At 68.2% G+C, this 20,903-nt stretch carries 11 protein-coding genes and 1 pseudogene; 7 read left to right on the top strand and 5 right to left on the bottom strand.

The window, feature by feature from the left end; all coding sequences use genetic code 11:
* Positions 1 to 15: 15 nt before the first annotated feature.
* Genes QM732_RS03105 through QM732_RS03095 form a run of 3 tightly spaced genes read left to right on the top strand, consistent with a single transcriptional unit; the run spans position 16 to position 2,532 of the window.
* A complete protein-coding gene (locus QM732_RS03105; protein ID WP_415659330.1) occupies positions 16 to 864 on the top strand; it encodes a WS/DGAT domain-containing protein in 849 nt (282 codons plus the stop codon).
* Positions 809 to 1,567: an esterase/lipase family protein gene (locus QM732_RS03100; RefSeq protein ID WP_415654742.1), complete on the top strand. Its 759-nt coding sequence runs from the start codon at positions 809 to 811 to the stop codon at positions 1,565 to 1,567. Before QM732_RS03105 ends, QM732_RS03100 begins: the two co-directional genes overlap by 56 nt.
* Complete coding sequence (locus tag QM732_RS03095) at positions 1,564 to 2,532, top strand: zinc-binding dehydrogenase (RefSeq protein ID WP_415654741.1); 969 nt, start codon at positions 1,564 to 1,566, stop codon at positions 2,530 to 2,532. Before QM732_RS03100 ends, QM732_RS03095 begins: the two co-directional genes overlap by 4 nt.
* A 77-nt stretch (positions 2,533 to 2,609) precedes the next feature.
* On the opposite strand, the pseudogene QM732_RS03090 reads toward QM732_RS03095, so the two are convergent.
* Positions 2,610 to 3,699: pseudogene (locus QM732_RS03090) on the bottom strand (IS630 family transposase).
* A gap of 48 nt (positions 3,700 to 3,747) precedes the next feature.
* Between QM732_RS03090 and QM732_RS03085 the strand changes: the two are divergent.
* The 4 genes from QM732_RS03085 (at position 3,748) to QM732_RS03070 (ending at position 8,750) form a co-directional block, all read left to right on the top strand.
* A complete protein-coding gene (locus tag QM732_RS03085) occupies positions 3,748 to 4,095 on the top strand; it encodes a DUF1304 domain-containing protein (RefSeq protein WP_415654740.1) in 348 nt (115 codons plus the stop codon).
* A gap of 124 nt (positions 4,096 to 4,219) precedes the next feature.
* Positions 4,220 to 5,275, top strand: a complete 1,056-nt coding sequence (locus QM732_RS03080) for an AraC family transcriptional regulator (protein WP_415654739.1) — start codon at positions 4,220 to 4,222, stop codon at positions 5,273 to 5,275.
* Positions 5,276 to 5,343: 68 nt separating this feature from the next.
* Entirely contained in the window at positions 5,344 to 7,584 is a 2,241-nt protein-coding gene (locus tag QM732_RS03075; protein ID WP_415654738.1) for a TonB-dependent receptor, read from the top strand.
* A gap of 29 nt (positions 7,585 to 7,613) precedes the next feature.
* Positions 7,614 to 8,750: a serine hydrolase domain-containing protein gene (locus QM732_RS03070; protein ID WP_415654737.1), complete on the top strand. Its 1,137-nt coding sequence runs from the start codon at positions 7,614 to 7,616 to the stop codon at positions 8,748 to 8,750.
* A 743-nt stretch (positions 8,751 to 9,493) separates the two neighbouring features.
* Here the strand turns inward: QM732_RS03070 and QM732_RS03065 are convergent.
* The 4 genes from QM732_RS03065 to QM732_RS03050 all read right to left on the bottom strand — a co-directional run bounded on the left by QM732_RS03065 (position 9,494) and on the right by QM732_RS03050 (position 20,429).
* Positions 9,494 to 11,821: a glycosyl hydrolase family 95 catalytic domain-containing protein gene (locus QM732_RS03065; protein ID WP_415654736.1), complete on the bottom strand. Its 2,328-nt coding sequence runs from the start codon at positions 11,819 to 11,821 to the stop codon at positions 9,494 to 9,496.
* Between the two features lie 34 nt (positions 11,822 to 11,855).
* Entirely contained in the window at positions 11,856 to 14,468 is a 2,613-nt protein-coding gene (locus QM732_RS03060) for a glycoside hydrolase family 2 TIM barrel-domain containing protein (protein WP_415654735.1), read from the bottom strand.
* Between the two features lie 155 nt (positions 14,469 to 14,623).
* Complete coding sequence (locus QM732_RS03055; RefSeq protein WP_415654734.1) at positions 14,624 to 16,972, bottom strand: hypothetical protein; 2,349 nt, start codon at positions 16,970 to 16,972, stop codon at positions 14,624 to 14,626.
* 127 nt (positions 16,973 to 17,099) lie between these two features.
* Complete coding sequence (locus QM732_RS03050) at positions 17,100 to 20,429, bottom strand: glycoside hydrolase family 2 TIM barrel-domain containing protein (protein WP_415654733.1); 3,330 nt, start codon at positions 20,427 to 20,429, stop codon at positions 17,100 to 17,102.
* Between the last annotated feature and the right edge of the window lie 474 nt (positions 20,430 to 20,903).

Genomic DNA, 20,903 nt, shown 5'->3' with positions numbered 1-20,903 from the left:
GCCGGCTTGAAGCAGATGGCCAAGGCAAGCGGCACCAGCCTGAATGACGTGGTGCTGGCCATCTGCGCCGGCGCGCTGCGGCGCTACCTGGCCGAGTACGACTGCAAGCCGGCCAAGCCCCTGGTGGCCGGTGTTCCGGTGTCGTTGCGCGAGCAAGGCAACCAGGACATGACCAACCAGGTGTCGTTCATGATGGTCAGCCTGGCCACCGACATCAAGGACCCCCTGGCCCGGCTGAAGGCCATCCACGAGTCGGCGGCAAGTGGCAAGAAGGTGTCGGGCCAGATCAAGGGCGCGATCCCGATGGACTTCCCGTCCCTTGGCGCGCCCTGGCTGATGAGCGGGCTGGCCTCGCTCTACGGCCGCTCGCGCCTGGCCGACACGCTGCCGCCCGTGGCCAACGTGACCATCTCCAACGTGCCGGGGCCACAGGCCCCGTTCTACCTGGCTGGGGCCAAGGTGGCCACCTATTCGCCAGTGTCCATTCCGGCGCATGGCGTGGCGCTGAACGTCACGGTGCAAAGCTACAACGGCGTGGTCGAGTTCGGGCTCACCGCCTGCCGGCGCGCGCTGCCTGACGTTGGCGACCTGGGTGACTACATGGTGGACGCGGCACATGAGTTGGGCCAGCTCATCGCAGCGGCGGCTGCCGCCGCCCGTGCAGCGGGGGCGTCGGCGGCCCTGGCGGAGCAGCCCAGCGCCGATGTGGCGGCCCGCGTGCCCCGGCCCCGGCGCGAGCCTCCCAAAGCCTTGGCCACGGGCCAACCAAGGCCAAGCCGGCGCGCCGCCGCTCAGTGGAGGCCAACGCATGAAGGCCGCAACGGACAAGCTGTCACCGCCCGGCCCGGTGCGCCTGGCGCTTGAATTGCGGGCACCCGTGGAGGCCGCCGCGACGTTGGCCTTGTGGCCCTGGTTGCGCCAGGCGCCGCGCGGTGACGGGCACAGCGTGCTTGTGCTGCCCGGCCTGGCTGCCACCGACGCGTCGACCCGGCTGTTGCGCCACTACCTGCGTGCCCAGGGTTGGGCGCCGCACGCCTGGGGCCAGGGGCGCAACCTGGGCCCGCGCCCTGGCGTGCTGGAAGCCTGCGTGAGCCAGTTGCGGCGCCTGCACAGCGAGTCGGGCCGCCGGGTCAGCCTGGTGGGCTGGAGCCTGGGCGGCATCTATGCGCGCGAACTGGCCAAGCGCGTGCCGCAGGCCGTGCGCCAGGTGGTGTCGCTGGGTAGCCCCGTCGGCAGCCCGGCGGGCGGGCGTGGCCATGCGTCCAACGCGCGCCGAATCTACGAATGGGTCAGCGGGCCGCGCGCCTACGCGCCGGAGCTGATGGCCCGCCTCAATGAACCGGTGCCGGTGCCCTGCACCTCGATCTACAGCCGCAGCGACGGCATCGTCGACTGGCGCGCCAGCCTGCAGCCCACGGGCCCGGCGGCGCAGAACATTCGCGTCCCTGGCAGCCACAATCGCATGGGTGCGAATCCCGTGGTGTTGCGGCTGCTGGCGGAACGCCTGTCGCAACCCGAAGAAGCATGGCAAGCCCACAAAGGATGGTCCCTGTGCAAGGTGTCGTGATCGATCGTTTTGGTGAACCTGCCGAGGTGGTGCACGCAGGTGAACGCCTCTTGCCCACGCCCGGCCCGGGTGAGGTGCGCGTGCGCATGCGGCTGTCGCCCATCCACAACCATGACCTGGCCATCGTGCGCGGCGTCTACGGCTACCGCCCAGCGCTGCCTGCGGTTCCGGGAACCGAGGCGGTGGGCACCGTTGACGCGCTGGGTGATGGCGTGCAGGACCTGAAGCAAGGCCAGCGCGTGGCCACGGCGGCGGCGCAGTCCGCCTGGGCCGATTACTTCCTCAGCCCGGCTGCCAAGTTGGTGCCCGTGCCCGACGCCCTCTCCGACGAGGCCGCCTGCCAACTGCTGGCCATGCCGTTGAGCGCGCTGATGCTGCTGGAGGACATGAAGCTGCAATCGGGCCAGTGGATCGTCCAGGACGCCGCCAATGGTGCCGTGGGCAAGGTCCTGGCCACGCTGGCGGCGGCGCGCGGCATCGGGGTGGTGAACCTCGTGCGCCGCGAAGCGGCGTTGGCCGACCTGGCCGCGGCCGGCATCGCCAACGGCGTAGCGACCGACACGCCAGGCTGGCAAGAACGCGCCAAGGCGGCAGCCGGTGGCACCCCCATCGTGCGCGCCATCGACTCCATCGGCGGCGAAGCCGCGGGGCAGGTGCTGTCGCTGCTGGCGGAAAACGGGGAGCTGATCTCCTTCGGCTCGCTGACCTTCAAGCCCCTGGTCATCAATGGCGGCGACCTGATCTTCAAGCAGGCCGTGGTGCGTGGTTTCTGGGGCAGCAAGCGGCTGGCCGCCACTGCACCCACCGAACTGGCCCGCATGATCGGCGAGCTGGCCCGTCAGGTCGCCAGCGGCGCGCTGAAGCTGCCAGTCGGTGGTGTGTTCGGCCTGGCCGACGCCGCTGCCGCTATGACCGCGGCGGAGCAGACGGGTCGCGCAGGCAAGATCCTGCTCAAGGGCGCCTGACCGCATCGACCTACCCGCAAGTACCCCAGGAATCCGATAACCTCATGCAAACCGCCGCCAACATTGCCGTCGCCCTGCTAGTGTCCTGTCCCGTTAATTCGCCCGCATAGCCGAGCAAGTTTTTCCAGGATGGAGTCCGCAGTGGCTGTCCAAGCAAAAGGCTTGCAGGACTGGCTGTAGTTCTGGACGAAGCGATCGATCTTCTCGGTGAGGTCCTTGACGCTGGTGAACGAGCCGCGGCGGATCGCGCGTCGTGATGATCGAGAAGAAGCGTTCGACCTGGTTGAGCCAGCTCGAGTAGGTCGGCACGAAGTGCATGTGCCAGCGCGGGCGCTCGGCCAGCCAAGCGCGGACCGTCGGATGCTTGTGGCTAGCGTAGTTGTCGGCGATGCAATGGACATCAAGCTCGACGGGAACGGCCTCGTCGATGGCGCGCAGGAACGCCAGGAACTCTTGATGGCGATGGCGCGGCCGACACTGAGCCAACACCTGGCCGCTCATCACGTCCAACGCCGCGAACAGCGTCGTCGTGCCGTGGCGTACGTAGTCGTGCGTGACACCTTCGACATACCCCAAGCCCAGCGGCAACATCGGCTGCGTGCGCTCCAGTGCTTGGCATTGACTCTTCTCGTCGACACACAGCACCAGGGCGTTGTCCGGTGGGTTCAGGTACAGCCCCACCACGTCGCGCAGCTTCGCCATGAAGAAAGAGTCGGTGGACAGCTTGAACGACTCGACGCGATGGGGCTTTAGGTTGAACGCCTGCAAGTAGCGCTGGACCGAACTCTTGCTGATGCCGGTCGCGTTGGCCAGGCCGCGCGTACTCCAGTGTGTGTCGCCATCGGCGGGCTTGGTGTGCAGCGTCGTCGAGATCAAGTCGGCGACGCGCTCATCGTCGACCGTGCGCGGGCGACCCGGGCGAAGCTCGTCGTACAGCCCCGACAGGCGATGCTGTGCATACCGATCGCGCCACTTGGTGACGGTACCGCGGTTGATGCCCAGAGCGCGCGCCACGCCCAGAGCTGCGGCACCGCCTTCGCAGCCTAAAACGATGCGCGCTCGCAGCGCCAACGCGGCTGGTAGTGATCGTGAACGCGCCATCGAGGCGAGCTCGGCGCGCTCTTCCTCAGTCAGTGTCAGCTTGTCCTTCACGGCGGCGTTCGGCATGGCGGCATCCCTTCGCAGAATGCCTCAAGCCATGCACGGAAAGTGCCTGTGAATTATTGGGACAGGACACTAGGCCTGCTGCACGCCTACATCCTCATCCTTGAAATGTTCCTCTGGACCAAGCCTGCGGGCCTCAAGGCCTTTGGACTGAAGCCCGAATTCGCGCAAGCTACCAAGGCGTTGGCCGCGAACCAGGGCCTTTACAACGGGTTCCTGGCGGCGGGCCTGTTCTGTAGCTTGCTGCAAGGCTCTGCGGGCCGACCGACCGCGCTGTTCTTTGCGGGCTGCGTCACCGTTGCCGGCGTCTATGGCGCGTTGACGTCCAACTGCAAGATCCTCTTCGTGCAAGGCATGCCCGGCGCGCTGACCCCGGCCCTGGTCCTGCTCGCCGGCTGAGTACGGGCCGGCAATCACTTCGAGTGTTGCACCACCCCTTCCGTCCCCGTCCGCCCGCAGGTCGGCAGCACGTTGGAAACTGTCCCGATGGTGAGTTCTGCCGCGTAGGGGTACAACGCCACCCATGCAAGCCCCCGGACTTGACCACATGCTGCAGCCCGGCGAGATCGATGCAGCGCTAGGCAATTCGCGCCTGGTTTCGTTGTTCGAGACCCGCAATCCTGACCGTGCAAAAGCCTACCTAAGCGATGTCTACGGGCCGCATGCCCTACTGCTCGCCGGCGAGCGAGCGCTCGACATGAGGCTGCGCGGGGGCGAGATCGCGCAGCTCCACCTTGGTGAACTGCGCTACGGCACGCAGGCGCGGGTGGCCTCCGGGCGTGCGCCCGGCTACTGGGTGTTCTCGTACGTGCAGCATGGAGAGGTCCGGCGCACCTACGAGCGCCTGAACTTCGCTGCTGGCGACGCCGGTGTCACGGCACCTGGTGATGTGCAGAGCCTCGAAATGTCGGCCGACATGGAACTGGTCAACCTGCGAGTCGCGCACGCCGACATGGTCGATGCCTGCCGCTCACTGCTCGGTTCCGACCTCACGCAAGCGTTGCGCTTCGAGCCGCGCAGCGCGGCCGGCGCGCCGGCCGCCGCTGCCTTGCTGCGAGTGCTAAGCCACCTCGCTGCCACGCCGCCGTATCCGCACGTCGCTGCGGCGCGGCTTGAGCGCAGTCTGCGCGATGCAGCACTGTACGAACTGCTGCTTGCCTGGCCGAACAGCTGCACGCGCTGTCTCGACGCACCGCCAGCGCTGCCGGCTTCGACACGGCGCGCGCGCGACTACATTCACGCCGAAGCCGCAAGCGTACCGAGCGTGGCCGAGATCGCGCGCGCCGCTGGGGTGGGAGTGCGCTCGTTGGCGCGTGCCTTCGACAGGCACCTGGGCATGTCGCCGCAGCGCTATGTACTACAGGTGCGGCTCGACGGCGCACGCGCGCAACTGCGCGCTGCCGCGCTCGGTTGCCGTGGCGCCGTCACCGTGACCGACGTGGCCGCTCAGTGGGGCTTCTGGCAACTGGGCGCATTCGCCGCGCGCTACCGCGAGCGGTTCGGCGAGCCACCGAGCCGGACGCTCTATGGCACGCAGCGAAGGTCCGATTTGGCACGTTCGGGTTCCGATACGCCATAGACGCCGCATACCGCGCGCCGCGAGCATGGCTCCAAAGCGTCCACAAGCAGACGCATCGGAGACAGATCATGCAGCGCACCTTCGTCGTCGCGGCCATAGCCGCCATGCTGGCTACGATATCGGCCCAGACCCACGCACAGCAGCCCGGGCAGAACCCGGGCGCCGACACGGTCCAGATCGATCGCGTGACGATCACCTCCGAGCGAAGGGCGACGATGCTCGACACAACGCCCGCTGCGGTGACGGCGCTGAGCGGTACGCGGCTGTCCGAGCAGGGAGACACCGGCCTTGCCGATCTGGCGATGCTGAGCCCCAACACCTCTTTCACGGTCAGCCAGGGCGCCTCTCAGCTCTTCGTACGCGGCATCGGCAACGTCTTCATCCTGGCCGGCGGCGACCCTGGCGTCGCGCTGTATGGCGATGGCGCCTACATCTCGGACATGACGAGTTCCAACACGGCGCTGTTCGACACCCAACGGGTCGAGATTCTGCGCGGCCCCCAGGGTGCCCTCTACGGCCGCAATGCGACTGGCGGTGCCATGAACATCCTATCGGCGCGGCCCGAAGGCGCCTTCCACGCGCGCGCGGGCGCGCTACTCGGCGACTATGGCCGCAAAGAAAGCGAAGGATTCATCACCGGCCCGCTGAGTGGGGGGTGGGGACTTCTGGGGCGGCTCTCCTACCAAGTCAAGGAGACGGACGGCTACACGAGCAATTCGCTCGCCGGCCAGGCATCCGGCCCGGTGATTGCGGGTGGCCCGAATACCGTCGGTCCGAAGCGGCTCGACGACCTGTCCACACGCGCCCTGCGCGGCCAGCTGCAGGCGAACCTGGACAACGGCGGCAGCCTGCGCTTCATCGCCTCGCACTTCCGCGAAGGCGATGCCGGTCCGAGCAGCCAGGTGCTCACCGATCCATCCAGCATCTCCGGGCTGCTTTTCGGCGCCAAGGCGAGCGGCGACCCGCGTGCCGTCAAAAGCCAGGGCTCGAGCAACCGTGCCGAGGTGAATGCCGCTCAGCAACTGCTGGAGTTGCCATTGGGTAGCGCCACCCTCAGCGCCAGCCTGTCGTGGCGCCACAGCCGAACGGCGCGCGCCTGGGACAGCGATGCGAGCGAAGCGCCTGCCGCGACGACGAGCTTTGCCACCATCAGCACTGACAAGAGCATCGACCTACACCTGGCCTCTGACGACGGCGGCGCGCTGCAGTGGCTGTTTGGGGCGACGGCACTGCGCTTCGACCAGCGCCAGGACATCGTCGTCAGCACGCAGGTGCCGCTGGGCTTCATCGTCCCCGGCCAGCCGCTGAACGTGCCGTTTCCCGGCGGCGTGGGCTTCCTGCTCGGAGGCAACGTGCGCACCGATTCGAGCGCCGTCTATGCCGACCTGCGCTACCAGTTGACCCCGCGATGGGCCCTTCTCGGCGGCCTGCGCGTCAGCCATGACCGCAAGCGGGCCGACGAATACCAGAACATCGCCGCCTTCGGCCTCGCCGGCACCGGCACGCCGAGCGACAGCTGGACCAGCACGCCGGGCAGCATCGGTGCCGAGTACAAGCCGGCGCCGAACCTGCTCTTCTACGGTCGGTTCGCGCACGGCTTCAAGTCGGGCGCGGTGAATCTCGGTTCACTGCAAGGCTCTCTGGTCAAGCCGGAGACGGTCACGAGCGTCGAGTTCGGTGCCAAGACCGACTTCCTGAACCGTCGCGGCACCATCAGTGCGGCGGTCTTCAGCAACCGCTACAAGGACATGCAGGTTTCGCAGGTCGGTACGGCCACGGTCATCCTGGCCAACGCGTCGGCGGCGCGCATCGAGGGCCTGGAGGTGGAAGCGCAGTTCCGCCCGCTGCCGGCACTGACATTGTCGGCGGGCATCGGGCTCATGGACCCAGAGTATTCCGATTTCACCAACACCGACCTGCGCAACAACCCTGCACAGCCCGTCAACGTGCGGGGCCGCCAGCTCGCGCAGGTGTCGCGCGAGCAAGCCACGCTGGGCGCGGAGTTCGCCAGCACCCTACAAGGCCTGCGCTACACGCTGCGCGCCGACTACACCTGGCGCAGCCGCTTCTATTTCACCGAGTTCAACACCAACGACGCAGCCCAGGGCGCCTACGGTCTGCTCAACCTGTCGGCCACGCTGCGGCCGGGTGACGGACCGTGGAAGCTCTGGGCTCACCTGCGCAACGCCGGCAACACGACCGCCCAGACGAGCATGACCATCGCGTCGCCAGTGGTTGGAGCGGCGCGCCAGGTGGCTTACACGCCCCCGCGCCAATTCACGATCGGGGCGAGCTTCGACTTCAAGTGACCGCAATCGATGACAAAAGGACGACGACTGTGAGGAATGCACAAGGCACTTTCCAACCGCGCTGGGAGCCGCTGGCGCGTGTTTTCGACGAACTGCTCAAACACGATAGCGACCTGGGTGCATCACTGGCGCTGACGGTCGACGGTGAGTTCGTTCTCGACCTCTGGGGCGGCTACCGGGACGAGGCGCGGGCAGAGCCGTGGCAGAGCGACACGCTGACGCACGTCTGGTCCACGACCAAAACGATGACCGCGCTCGCCGCGCTGCTGCTCGCCGAGCGCGGCGAACTCGATCTCGACGCGCCGGTGTGCCGCTACTGGCCCGAGTTCGCGGCCAACGGCAAGTCGCAGGTGCTGGTGCGCCACCTGCTCGGCCATACCTCCGGCGTCTCGGGCTGGGAGCAGCCAGTGACGATGCAGGACCTCTGCGACTGGGAACGCTGCACCTCGCTGCTCGCGGCGCAGACGCCATGGTGGGCGCCTGGCAGCGCTTCCGGCTACCACGCGCTGAACTACGGCCACCTGGTCGGCGAAGTGATCCGGCGCATCACCGGCCGCAAGACCGGTGCCTTCCTGGCCGACGAGATCGCCGGGCCGCTGGGGGCAGATTTCTTCATCGGCCTGCCGCCGGAGGCCGACGCACGCGTGGCGCGGGTCGTGCCGCCGCCGCCGCTGGCGGTCGACTTCGCCGCCATCGACCCGGCGAGCCCGATGATGCGCACGCTGGCCAACCCGGTGGCCGATGCCGCGTTCAGCCATCGCACCGACTGGTGCCGGGCCGACATCGGCGCCGCCAACGGCCACGGCAACGCGCGCTCGGTGGCGCGCATTCAGTCCATCGTCGCCTGCGACGGCACACTGGACGGGCGCCGCTGGTTGTCGCCCAGAACGGTAGCGCGCATTTTTGAGCCGCAGGCGCGCGGCGTGGATCTGGTGCTGGGCGTGCCGCTGCAGATGGGCATCGGCTACGGTCTGCCGATGCCGGAGCTGATGCCCTTCATCCCCGATCGGCGTATCTGCTTCTGGGGCGGCTGGGGCGGCTCGCTGGTGGTGGTCGATACCGAGCGCAGAATGTGCATGGCCTACATGATGAATCGCATGGCACCGGGCATCGTGGGCGGGCCGAACGCGGCGGCGCTGGTGACCGCCTTGTACGCCGTCGACTGAGAGAACCGGCGCTCGCTGGCCGTTACGCTGGTTCCAGGGCCTTTGACCCGCTGGGGCAGTTGTCCGCAACCGACGGAGGCCGGTGATGTCCAGCATTGATCAAATGCCCGCCGCAGTTCCGTGATGCAAGGCTGTCGCCGACATGCACCAGTGGTCCCAGCCCCAGGTCCAGCCCCTCCCCTCTAAAAGCCAGCAACGCCTGTATGAACCTCGTCGACGAAGCTGGGCACCGTAGGTTCCAACTGATCAAAGGGATCGACTACCTGGGGCGATACCCAAGAGGCGGATCCGCAATCAGGGGGATGCACGATTGTCTGAGTCCGCATCGACAAATGGCACAACATCCGCCGGCACCCAGGTTTGGTACAGGATTCGGATCGCAGTTGCACGTCACCCAACGACAGTACCCCATTGAGGCGCCAGACCAGCATCTCCCCTGCTTTCGTTGGCGAACATGATCATCTTGCGCCAATACCCCGTGTCGCGCTCGCACGATCACCGACCCTGCCCGGCGATCGCAAGCGAGGCCGGCGCATGAGTCACCGCGAGCCAAGTGACAGCGCCTTCAGCTTTGCTCATGAAAGGGATGCGCCGCCCGTCGAGACGCAATCGCGCGTGGGGGTGCACTGCTGGTGGCTATTGCTCACCTTCGGGCACTCTGCACCTGGTGACTCTGCGGAACCAGAGCGAAGAAGGCGGTACTGTGCGAGTGACGTCGATCCACCTCTGCACAAGGGTGGGTGTCAGCGCCTGTGGATCACCAGCCGGGCGTCCTTGGATGGATCGAGCACGATGCCGCGATAGCGGATGGGCGGGACCTGTCCGCCGCGGACGCTGACGTTGGCGCGGACCAGCGCGCCGTCGCCCCATTCAACGTCGACCTCCGCCCCGCCGCGGGCACGCAGCCCCTTGACCGAGCCATGAGCCCAGGCGGCCGGCAACGCGGGCAGCAGGTCGATGGCGCCCGCATGGGACTGCACCAGCATCTCGGCCACGCCGGCGGCATAGCCGAAGTTGCCGTCGATCTGGAAGGGCGGGTGGGCGCAGAGCAGGTTGGCGTAGAGCCCGCCGGCGCTGCCCATGGAGACGGACTGATTGTCGGTGAAGTTGATGAAGCTGCGCAGCAGCTTGTAAGCGCGGTCGCCGTCCTGGGCGCGGGCCCAGAAGCTGATCTTCCAAGCCCGGGACCAGCCCGTGCCGCCATCACCGCGCGCGTTCAACGACACGCGGGCCGCCTCGAAGAGCTCCGGCGTGCCGGACGCCGTGAACTGGCGCCCGGGGTGCAGGCCGAACAGGTGGGAGACGTGGCGATGATCGTCCTGGGGGTCGTCGCGGTCGGTCTCCCATTCCTGCAACTGGCCCCAGCGCCCGATCTTGGGCGCGAGCAGCCGGGCCTTGCGGGAGGCGATGCGGTCGCGGTAGGTCTTGTCCATGCCCAGCGCATCGGCGGCCTCGATGTAGTTGGTGAAGAGGTCGTGCACGATCTGCAGGTCGTAGGAGATCGCCTCCTCCACGGGGCCGTGTTCGGGCGACCAGGCCTTGGGCGTGACCAGGGTGCCGTCAGGGCGCTCGATCAGCAAGTCGTCCCAGAACTCCACGACTTCCTTCATCACCGGGTAGCCGACGTCACGAAGGTAGCGCTTGTCGAGCGAGAAGGCGTAGTGCTCCCAGAAGTGCTGGGCATGCCAGGCGCTGGCAGCGTTGTTCCAGTGGTAGCTGCCACCACCGAACACGCCGTGCTCGGTGCGCAGCGTCCAACCGCGTTTCGCGGCGGCGAACTCGGACGCCTCGCGAGTGCGGGTGCGGGCGACCGGGATCTGGCTGGTGACGTAGTCCAGGAAGACGCGCTGGGCCTCGGCGAGATTCGTGGTCTCGGTGAGCCAGTGGTTCATCTGGACGTTGATGTTGGTGTGATAGTCGCCGCGCCAGCCCGGGTAGTTGGTGTCGTTCCACAAGCCCTGCAGATTGGGCGGCAGCGAGCCCGGGCGCGAGCTGGCAATCATCAGGTAGCGCGCGTAGTTGACGACCAGGGCCTCCAGCTCCGGGTCGCTGGCCTTGCCGCTGCTGTAATCGCGCAGGCGCTCATCCGTCGGCTTGGCGGCCTGCTGCGGCGAGGTGGTGCCCAGGTCGATGCTGAAGCGGCTGTACAGCGAGCGGTAGTCGGCGACGTGATCGCGGTAGAGCTGAGGCAGGGATGCCGTCTGGACCGCATTGATGCGCGCGGCCACCTTGGCAACAGGGTCGCCCGCGCGCCAGCCACGAGTGCTGTCGGCCAGGTAGTCTGTGTCGGCGGCCAGCACCAGCGTGATGCTGTCGCAGTGCTCGAAGCGCAGTGCGGCCGGCACCGGACGCCGCGTGACGCGCTGCGTGACCTGCGCCCCGGCGGCCGGGCCCGGGCGTTCGGTGATGTTGGGAATGCCGGCGAACAGCTCCCTCTGCGCTTCAGCATCGAAGACCTCGGCCTGCACGCGGCCGCCCTGCTGCAAGACCTTGAGCCGGGATGCATAGCGCAGCCCGTCGGCGCCCAGACGCCCCTGCACCCGCAACTGGTCGCCGTCGGCGACGGTCACGGCCTCGTGCATGTCGGTCAGCCAGACGCGACCGTTCAGCGCGCCGGGTTTGTCGGCGGTGAAGCGGTAGACGATGACACCGGCCGGATGGCTCGCAAACGCGGTGCGGGTGTAGGTGACGCCGCCGTGGCGGTAGGAGACCGAGTGGGTGCCCGTGTTCAGGTCCAGCTGGCGCCGGTAGTCGCTGACGTCTTTGTGGCCCAGCTGGATGAAGACATCGCCGAAGGACTGGTAGCGGCCCGTGTCCTTCTCGCTGCCCAGCCACAGCGTGTCGTGGTTGAACTGCAGGCGCTCGATGTCGGTGAGCCCGAACAGCATGGCGCCCAGCGAGCCGCCGCCGATGGGCAGCGCCTCGGTCATCCATTGCCGGGCGGGCTGGTGGTAGCGCAGGCTGGCGCTGGCCGTGCCCGTGGGCGGCGTGTCAAGCGACGCGCTGGCGGCGGGCACCGGCGCGCCAATCAGCACCATCAAGGAGAAGGCAGCAAGAACGAGTTGTTTCACGGCAGGCATGAGGTGGGTTGAGGCTGCCTTGCGCTCAGGGCAGCAAGACGTTCAGTTCGGCGATCGCCGGTGCACGGCCACCGGCTGCGGGTGCCAGCTGGACGCGCAGGAAGCGCCCGGATGGCGAAGTGCCGGTCACGGTGTCAAGTCGCTGGCCCGGCGCCGGGGTTGCGGGCGTGGTGGGCAGCGGGGTCCATTGCTCGCCGTCCATTGACAGCGCCAGCTGGTAGGCCGGCACCTCGCCCGCGAAGCGCAGCATCACGGCGCGCAGCGTCACCACGCGCTCCAGGTCCACGCGCAGCCAGGGTGCGGCGTCGTCCGCTGCGGGTTGCCAGGCCGTGTTGACGTCGCCGTCGTTGGCCAGGCCGGACCCATGGCCCGGCGCAGCGCTGCTGGCACGCGTCGGGTTGGCGGTGCCGAGCTGGCGCGGGCCGCTGTCGCGCGCGGCTGCGGTGGTGAAGCGGTGGTAGGGGCGCTCAGGCACCGTAGACGTGCCCTCCTGCCAGTCCGGGCCGCCGCGCGCCTCGATGGCAAGCTCGGCATCGGGAAGGCCCGGCGACGACGCGCGCAGCCGGATGCTGCCGGCCTGGTGGCTGCGCAGCACGATGGCCGCCTGGCCTTCGCGCACTGGGATATCGGACTGCGGGTCGAACTGCAGCGTGCGGCCGGTGGGCAGCTCGCCGGGGCCGGACACGATGGTCAGCGTCAGCGGCCGGTTGCGCGACACGCGCCGGCCCTGGGCATCGGTGAGCGACAACGTCAGCAGCACGTCGTCCGTGCCATCGGCGCGCTCGATGCCGGCGCGGTCGGCCGTCAGCGTGAGCCGCTCGGGCTCGGCATCGATGGGCCAGTCGGGCGGGGCCACACCGGCCAGGTGCTGGCGGTACCAGTACCAGGCGCGCTTGGGCAGCCGGAAGTAGTCGACGATGCCCATGGCGCCGAACTTGCGGCCGGCGATGCTGGCGTGGTCGAAACCCACCCATATGGCCTCGCCGCTGCGCCATGCCGGGCGCTTGTCGCCCTGCTGCTTGGCGACATCGCCCCAGCCGGGCTCGAAGGCGCCGGGGCGGTCCACCATGGTGCTGCCGTACTCGGCCACCAGGTTGGGCACGCCGGGGTTCTGGAACAGCTCCAGCGCGGCGCCGTCGCCGTTGTAGCCCGCCAGGTCGCCGATGCGGTCCAGCCGCGTGTCGGGCTGCAGCGGCCGCTGCACGCCGCCGATGGCCGCAGGGCGGCTGGGGTCCAACTGCCGTGACAAGGCCACCAGCTCGCCCAGGAAGCGGCGCACCTCGGGCAGGGTGTGCGGCGCGCTGAAGAAGGGCTCGTTGCCCATGCTCCACACCAGCACTGACGGGTGGTTGCGGAAGATGCGGATCATCTCGGCCAGTTGCCGGCGCACGCTGGCCTCGAAGCCGGCGCGGTCTTCGGGCCGGGTCGGGTACGCGCTGGAGGCCCAGTCGCCCTCGGCCTTGAAGCCGCCGATGCCCCAGAACACGTTCTCCGACCAGAACACCAGGCCCTGCCGGTCGGTGGCATCGACGAAGGCCGGGTCGTGCGGGTAGTGCGAGCCGCGGATGAAGTCGAAGCCGGCAGCCTTCATCATGGCCACGTCGCGCCAGGCGCTGGCGTTGGTGACGGCATCTCCCCAGCCGGCCTGGTCCTGGTGCACATTGGCGCCGCGCAGGTAGCGGTGCTGGCCGTTCAGGAAGAAGCCCCGGTCGGCCGTGAACTCGAACCACCGGAAGCCCAGCGGCGACAGGAAGTCATCCACCGCGCGCCCGCCCACCTGCAGCGTGCTGCGCACCTGGTAGACATGCGGCGTCTCCGGGCTCCACAGCTGCGGGCGGCGGATGTGCGGGCTGAGCTGGTCAAACACCGCCAGCTCACCGGGCGCGAGCCGGCGCTGGCTGCTCATGCGGGTCACGACGCGGCCGCTGGGAGCTAACACCTCGGTGAGCAGCATGATCGTCTGCGGCACCAAGCCGGCATGCCGCACCTCGGTCTGCACCCGCACCCGGGCCCGCTCGGCGCTGACCTCGGGCGTGGTGACCGCCGTGCCATACCAGGGAATGTGGACAGCGTCGGTGACGACGAGGCGCACGTCGCGGTAGAGGCCGCCCGCAAACTGATGCTCACCCGCGCGCGGCGCCAGGCGCGGATTCCAGCGGTTGTTCACGCGCACGGCGATCAGGTTGTCGCCCGTCGTGAGCGCGTCGGTGATGTCAACGCTGAAGCCGGTGTAGCCGCCCTCGTGGCGACCGACAGGCCGGCCGTTGACGAAGACCTCGGCCACCTGGAAGGCGGCCTCGAACTCCAGGTGTATGCGCTTGCCCTGCCATGCGGCCGGACGTTCGAGGTGCCGCCGGTACCAGCCCTCGCCGACGAAAAACTCCGCCCCCGCGCCGAAGCTGGGCAAGCTGAAGCTGTGCGGCAGGTGCACAGCCTGCCAGTGGCGATCGTCCAGCGCCGGCGCGGCGGCGGCGGCCGGGTCTCCCAGCGTGAAACGCCAATCGCGGTTCAGCAGCGTCTGCTGCCGAGCCTTCAGGCCTGGCTCCGCAGCCTGCACCGGCATGGCCAGCAGCAACCAGGCCAACCCGAGCCACACCCAGCACCACCCTTGGGGCGGCGCAGTCCAACGCTTCGTCATTGCTGTCCCCAATGCGTGGTGCATGTGCCCGCGCCGTCCGCAAGCCTTCTGCGTGCGCAGACGAGCGACTTCGCTCAGCAACATGATTCGTGCAGCGGCCGGGGTGGCAGCCTGTCGCCCCGGCCCTTCACCGCCCTAGCCGTGGATCACCCCGGTCAGGGCGCGTCCACCACGCGAACCACGACGCCCTGCCCCGGTGCCACTCGCAGGCTGCGCTGCGTGGCCGGCAGCATCTGGCCCGTGCCCAGGTTCAGCAGGCGCTGCTTGGCCCCGATCACCGGCATCAGCACATCCACCGGCTCCGGGCTGGCTGCGTTGATCGCCAGCAGATAGGGGCCGTAGCGGGTCTCGTAGTACTCGCCACGGCCGGCGAAGGGGCTGTCGCGACCGGCAGGGGCGTAAGCGCCTGCGGGCCCCTTCGCGATGGGCAGTAGCTCGCCGGCCAAGGGCGCCGGCACATCGCCGGGGTAAGTGATGTTGGGGATCGCACCCGCAGCGAACTGCACGGAGTTGTGGCGCGTGCAGTACTGTCCGCTGGGCGTGAACTCCACCCGGCCGTAGACCGTGGCCACCCGCTCAAGCGTGGGCGTCAAGTGGTGGATGCGGGACAGGCGGTTGATGCCGCAGTTGGCCCGCCAGTACAGCGCGGCGTAGAGCCGCTCCTGGCCATGCTTGACCGCGATGGTGGCGTTTTCGGGGTCCACGAACACGAAGTCCGGGCTGCCGTCGGCCATGGGCATGGGCTTCTGGACCCGCGGTGCCCGGGTCACGTGCTGCCACTCCTCGTAGGCGTCCAGCAGGCCATGGGTGACGCGCTTGCCCTTGTTCTCCATCTGCTGCTGGACCTGCAGCGTGAACTGCCCATCGGCCACCATCTGCTGTGCGGCGGCCAGCAGCTCGGGGTCATCGGCGACCAGTGCCGGATACAGCGGTGTATTGTCCCAGCCGATGCGTTGCACATAGGTGGTCACGCCGGGGTACTTGACGTCGCGCCAGCCGATGACCGTCTCCAGCGACATGGTGCGGTAGCCGTCCAGGTCCACGTTCGGGTAGCGGAAGTACTGGCGCGCCCGGGAGACCTTGCGGAACTGCGCGAGCAACTGCGCATCGCCGGCCTCGCCCGGCCGGGGTACGGTGGCCAGGTAGGCGTTGGCGAGCAAATCCTGGATTTCACCGTAGCTGCCCACAAAGCCCAGTTCCTTGGACAGGCCGGCCGCCGTGAACTGCAGATAGCCCGAACCGACGCTGAAACCGCCCGTGTCGGCGGCGCTGCTGGCGTTGCTCAGGCGCCCCTTCTCGTCCAGGCTGCCGGACCAGGGCTTCAGGCCCACGGCCTCATGCAGCAGGGCCCGCATCTGCGGCTCCGGGCGCGCCAGCGCGCTGCCCAGCATGCGCAGGGCTTCGTTGCTGTAGTAGATGCCTTGAAGGTCGACGATCAGCGTCTGGTTGGTGTACATGCGGCGGTTGCGCAAAAGGAACTCCATGCCGTGCGACACCATCTCGGCATAGGCCTCGCGCCGCTTGATTGGCTGCCCGTCACGCCCCGGTACTGTCTGGTCGAGCGCCGCCGACAGCTCGGGCCCGGTCAGCTTCAGTGCCCAGGCAAACGGCCCGAGCGCGATCCAGGTTGCACCACCGCCGTCCCGCGTGATGAAGGACGGATCTTTCAGGTAACGCTGGTAGAAGGCATCGCCCCCGGCCACGATGCGGGCGGCCACGTCGGCGGGCCGGCCGTGGGCCGTGGTCCAGGCCATGCCGCGGGCGCGTGCGAGGAAGAACATGTCGTCCTGGCCCGGCGACTGCTGGCTGGCCAGTTGCTTGTCGATCTCGGCGTTGATGCGGGTCTTCAGCGCTTCCATCACCTCGGCGCCAGGGCTGGTGCGGGCGCGCGGCGACGGCGGCGCGCTGGCGCCCGCATCGTCAAACCAGGCATCGGGCTGAGTGTGGACGTTCAGCGCATAGACCGGGCGCGAGGGGCCGTCCATGGGCTGCTGAAACTTGGCGAACTGGTTGTTGTAGACCGCGAACTTGCCGAGCGCCCGGATCGCACAGGCCAGCTCGCTCTTGCCCAGCGTCAGCGGCAAGGGCAGCGGAAAGGTCTTGTCCGTGAAGCGGCCGGCATAGGTGGGCGCCTCGGTGCCGAGGTCCAAGATCTCGATGTCACCCAGGTGGCGGTAGCCGATCTGCTTGCCTTCGCACAGCAGGACCAGCTTGTTGTGCGTGGTGTCGCCACCCCAGAGGCGCACGGTGGCGTAGTTCTGCAGCTTGGCATCGACCTTGATGCGGAAAGCCATGTCCGCGCTGCGCCAGCGCTGCTCGGCGTCGGGCAGCAGTTGCCGGGCCGGCCGACCCAAGCCGCCCTGGATGACGACGGAGCCTTGCGCCTGCAGCGCGTGCGCCTGCTCGGAAGCCGGGTCACCGAACTCCAGGCGGTCCACCGGCGCAGATTGGGCGAACGCGGCCGCCATCGAGAAGATCAGAGGGAGTGACAACCAGTTTTTCATGAGTACCTCGCAGACTCCAGGGAGTCCAGGTCGTGGAACAGAAGCGGCGCGCGAAGATCCGGTCACCGCAGACAGTTGGCCAAGGCGACAGCGTCGCCGGCCAACAAGACGGAGGACATGGAGCAGTTCAGGGATCGGTTCCGCTCGCCGTGGCGGGCAAGGCCTGGTCAGCCGAGTGGCCCGGCCCGCTGAAGATGCTCAGCCGGAATCGGGTGCGAACGACCTCCAGCTTCGTGCGGTAGGGCGCCAAGGCCTGTCCGTTCGAGTCCCAGGCGGTATTGCCGCCGACACCCCACTGGGCCGAATCCACGAGCAGGCTGCCCGTGCCGCGCAGCACGATGTCACCGGACTTGCGGGTGCCCGGCGGTTGCCGCAGCAGGTCCTCGTACGGGAAGGCCTGGGCATTCATCATCAGCGCGGCGTCCAGGCGCTCGATGCGCAGGCCCTGGCGCGGCGTGTCATCGGCGAGGGCGCTCAGTTCCATCCAGCGCACGTCGACCTTGTTGCCGGTCTCCTGCGGCCGGATGTAGTCGTGGTATTGCAGCGCCAGCGGGCCGCGCCACAGACCGATGGCCGCCGACTCCTTGCGGTCGACATAGCTCTCGTGCGGCCCGCGGCCGTACCACTGCACGGTGGACAGCGTGGTGGGCATCGAGAACGCCAGGCCCACGCGGACCGGCGGCGGCATCTCGCGGCTGAGCGGAGTCAGCTCGGCCTGCACGTCCACCGATCCATCGGCACGCATGGTCCAGGTCGTGACGTGGTGGGCGGCACCGCCACCCAGCGCATGCGCCACGCGGACAACGGCCGAGGAGGACTGGCGCTCGACGCGCAGCTCACGCAACTGACGGGACTCCGACATGCCGGCCCACCAAGACTGCTGGGCTTTCAGTCCCGTGCCGATGTCATTGTCCGTGTCAGCGCGGCGGAAGTTGGGCGCGCCACCGGCCAGCAAGCTGTCGCCACCGCGCCGGTAGGCCTGCACAAGGCCAGTGCGCCGGTCCACCACCAGCTCCGCGCCGGCGGCCCGCAGCAGCACCCGGTCCGCCTCCTGCTGCACCTCCACGACGCCCTTGGGCGCAGGCGCCGCAGCTGCCTGCGCCTGCTGCAGCGAAAACTGCTCCCAGCCCACCACATGGCCTTCGGGCACCAGCGGAATCGCGTCGGCCCGAGCCAGCGCCCTGACCGTGACCAAGTACTCCACGCCACGCTTCAGCGCCACACCGCGCAGCGGCAGCGCGATGGCCTGGCTGCCGCGGGCCGGCGTCTTCAGGTCGGGCAGGCTTCCACCAGCCACCCGCACGCCGTCGGCATGCAGCAGCCACTCGAAGCGATAGCCCGAGAGGTCCACATGGTCGTGGCGGTTGCGCACAGTGACCTGCAACTTGCGCGCATCGAAACCGTCGAACTGGATGGGCGAGAGCACCTTGCGCGCCTCGTGCAGGTGCGGGTTGGCGGTGCGGTCGGGCTGGATCAGGCCGTCGCCGAACTCGATGTCGCCCCCCGGGTTGGGGCCGTACTCGCCACCATCGCCCCAGTAGGGCCGGCCGTCCTTGTTGAAGCGGAACATGGACTGGTCCACCCAGTCCCAGATGAAGCCGCCCTGCAGCTTCTCGGGATAGCGGTAGATGGTGTCCCAGTAGTCCTTGAGGTTGCCGCCCGAATTGCCCTGCATGTGGGCGTACTCGGTCTGGATCATGGGCTGCTTGCGGCTGGGGTCCTTGGCCCAGTCCACCATCTTGTAGATGGGATCGTACATCGGCCCGTAGACGTCGACATAGGCGTTGGGCCGGTGGTCGTTCAGCAGCGTGCCCCAGCCCAGGAAGGACAGCAGCCGGGACGGATCGCGCTGACGCACCTTGGCCGCGGCCTTCTCGAAGGTCGGGCCGATGTCGGTCTCGTTGCCGAGCGACCAGAAGATGATGGACGGGTGGTTCTTGTCGCGCTCGACCATGTTCATCACGCGGTCGATGTGGGCCTGCTCCCAGGCCGGGTCGTGGCCCATCAGCAATTGCTCGCGCAGCGCGGGCTGGCGGCTTGCCATGCCCATGTAGGCGTGGCTTTCGATGTTGGCCTCGTCCATCACGTACAGGCCGTACTCATCGGCCAGCGCGTACCAGAGCGGGTCGTTCGGATAGTGCGAGGTCCGGACGGCGTTGATGTTGCTGCGCTTCATCAGCTCGATGTCGCGCCGCATGCTGGCCTCGGAGATGACATGGAAGGTCCGCGGATCGTGCTCATGCCGGTTGACGCCACGGATCATGATGGGCTTGCCGTTGACCATGACCTGGCCATCGCGCATCTCAACGCTGCGAAAGCCCACGCGCTGCGGCGTGGCCTGCAGCAGCTTGCCGTCGGCATCGAAGACCTCGACCAGTGCGGTGTAGAGCCTGGGCGCTTCTGCCGACCACGGCGACACGCCGGGCACGTCGGCCTGCAGGCTCACCCGGCGCGTTTCGGCCGAGGGCGGCACCGTGGCCTCGCGCACCAGCACGCCACGCCCGCCATCCAGCAGGCTCAGCCGCACGCGCAAGGGCTGCGTGCCAGCGCCCAGCTTCAGGTCGGCCGCCAGACGGCCATCCCGGTAGCTGGCACCCAGGCCGGCACGGATGAACAAGTCCTCCAGGCGCACCATGGGCGCCGCATAGAGCCGGACGCTGCGCTCGATGCCGCTGACACGCCAGAAGTCCTGATCCTCCAGGTAGGAGCCATCGGACCAGCGGTAGACCTGGATGGCCACCGTGTTGCGCCCCGGGCGCACATGCGGCGTCACATCGAACTCGCTGGGCAGCTTGCTGTCCTCGGCGTAACCCACGGCCTTGCCGTTAACCCAGACCTCGTAGGCAGCACCCGCCGCGCCGATGTGCAGGATGACGCGCTGCCCCTGCCAGTCGGGGGGCAGCGTCACATCCCTGCGGTAGGACCCGACCGTGTTGCGGTCATGCGGGATCAGGGGCCGCTTGGCGGGGAATGGATAGGTGGCGTTGTTGTAGCGCGCCTGGTCATAGCCCTGCGCCTGCCACATGGACGGCACCGGGATCTCGGCCCAGGTTGACGCATCGAAATCGGGCTGCTCGAAGCCCTTGGCACGCCCGGCGACATTGGGGCTGAAGTGAAAGCGCCACAGCCCGTCGAGGGTGAGGTGACGCGATGAGTCCTGCAGACGCGCTCGCAGGGCCAGGTCGCGCGACTCATAGGGAAACATGGTTGCCGATGCAGGCAGGCGCCCCCGCTCGTTGACGGCCGGGTTCTCCCAGTCCGGGCGCCGTGGGTCGACCTGCACGGCGTCGAACGGCAGCGTGGCTACCTGAGGAGCCTGCGCCTGCGAGGCGGCCGAACCGGCGAAACAAAACCACAGCACACCGCGCGCCAACACCCCGAACCACCTCGTCGCCACCGAGGGCCTGCCAGGCGCTACCGGCCCCGTCGGCGCAAGACCCGCAACCTTGCCGTCCATCATGTCTCCTGTCGTTGGATGTGAGGCGCTCTCGGAAGGCGCCCATGGCGCGGATGACCGGCGCCGTCACTTTCTGTGGACCCAATCTTCGCACAACTGATATCGATAACCACCATTTTCCACAAAGCACCCGCGGCATTCGTTGCAGGCCAGCTAAAGGCGGGTCGATGCACCGGACGGAACAGCGGGCCTCCGCGATGCCGCGTGAACACCCGATCCAAGCCTGCAGCCTTAAGCAAAGCCCTGCCATATAGAGCGCGACGCCGATAGAAGGGCAGTGCCAATGCACACCTCACCTCAGGGCACGCGTGACAGCGCCCCCAGGGGTAACGAAGTTGGGGCTACTACCAGTACCCACTCGTGCTCTTTGTAAAGATGATATCGATCACAACAACGAATGAACACGCTGAGGCGACCTCGGTCGCAGCATGCGTCGACATCGGCGCCGCGCGGGACGCAAGGCCCAACTGGCAA

The sequence above is a fragment of the Roseateles sp. genome, assembly GCF_047654805.1.
GTDB lineage: Bacteria > Pseudomonadota > Gammaproteobacteria > Burkholderiales > Burkholderiaceae_C > Pelomonas.
Note: the sequence above shows the minus strand (reverse complement) of the source record. Positions and strands in the feature narration are given on the sequence as shown.

Excerpts from the sequence above, each read along its gene's own strand:
- QM732_RS03100 (WP_415654742.1), top strand. The coding sequence starts at position 809 with ATGAAGGCCGCAACGGACAAGCTGTCACCGCCCGGCCCGGTGCGCCTG.
- QM732_RS03075 (WP_415654738.1), top strand. The coding sequence starts at position 5,344 with ATGCAGCGCACCTTCGTCGTCGCGGCCATAGCCGCCATGCTGGCTACG.
- QM732_RS03060 (WP_415654735.1), bottom strand. The coding sequence starts at position 14,468 with ATGACGAAGCGTTGGACTGCGCCGCCCCAAGGGTGGTGCTGGGTGTGG.
- QM732_RS03080 (WP_415654739.1), top strand. The coding sequence starts at position 4,220 with ATGCAAGCCCCCGGACTTGACCACATGCTGCAGCCCGGCGAGATCGAT.
- QM732_RS03105 (WP_415659330.1), top strand. The coding sequence starts at position 16 with ATGGCCAAGGCAAGCGGCACCAGCCTGAATGACGTGGTGCTGGCCATC.
- QM732_RS03050 (WP_415654733.1), bottom strand. The coding sequence starts at position 20,429 with ATGGACGGCAAGGTTGCGGGTCTTGCGCCGACGGGGCCGGTAGCGCCT.
- QM732_RS03055 (WP_415654734.1), bottom strand. The coding sequence starts at position 16,972 with ATGAAAAACTGGTTGTCACTCCCTCTGATCTTCTCGATGGCGGCCGCG.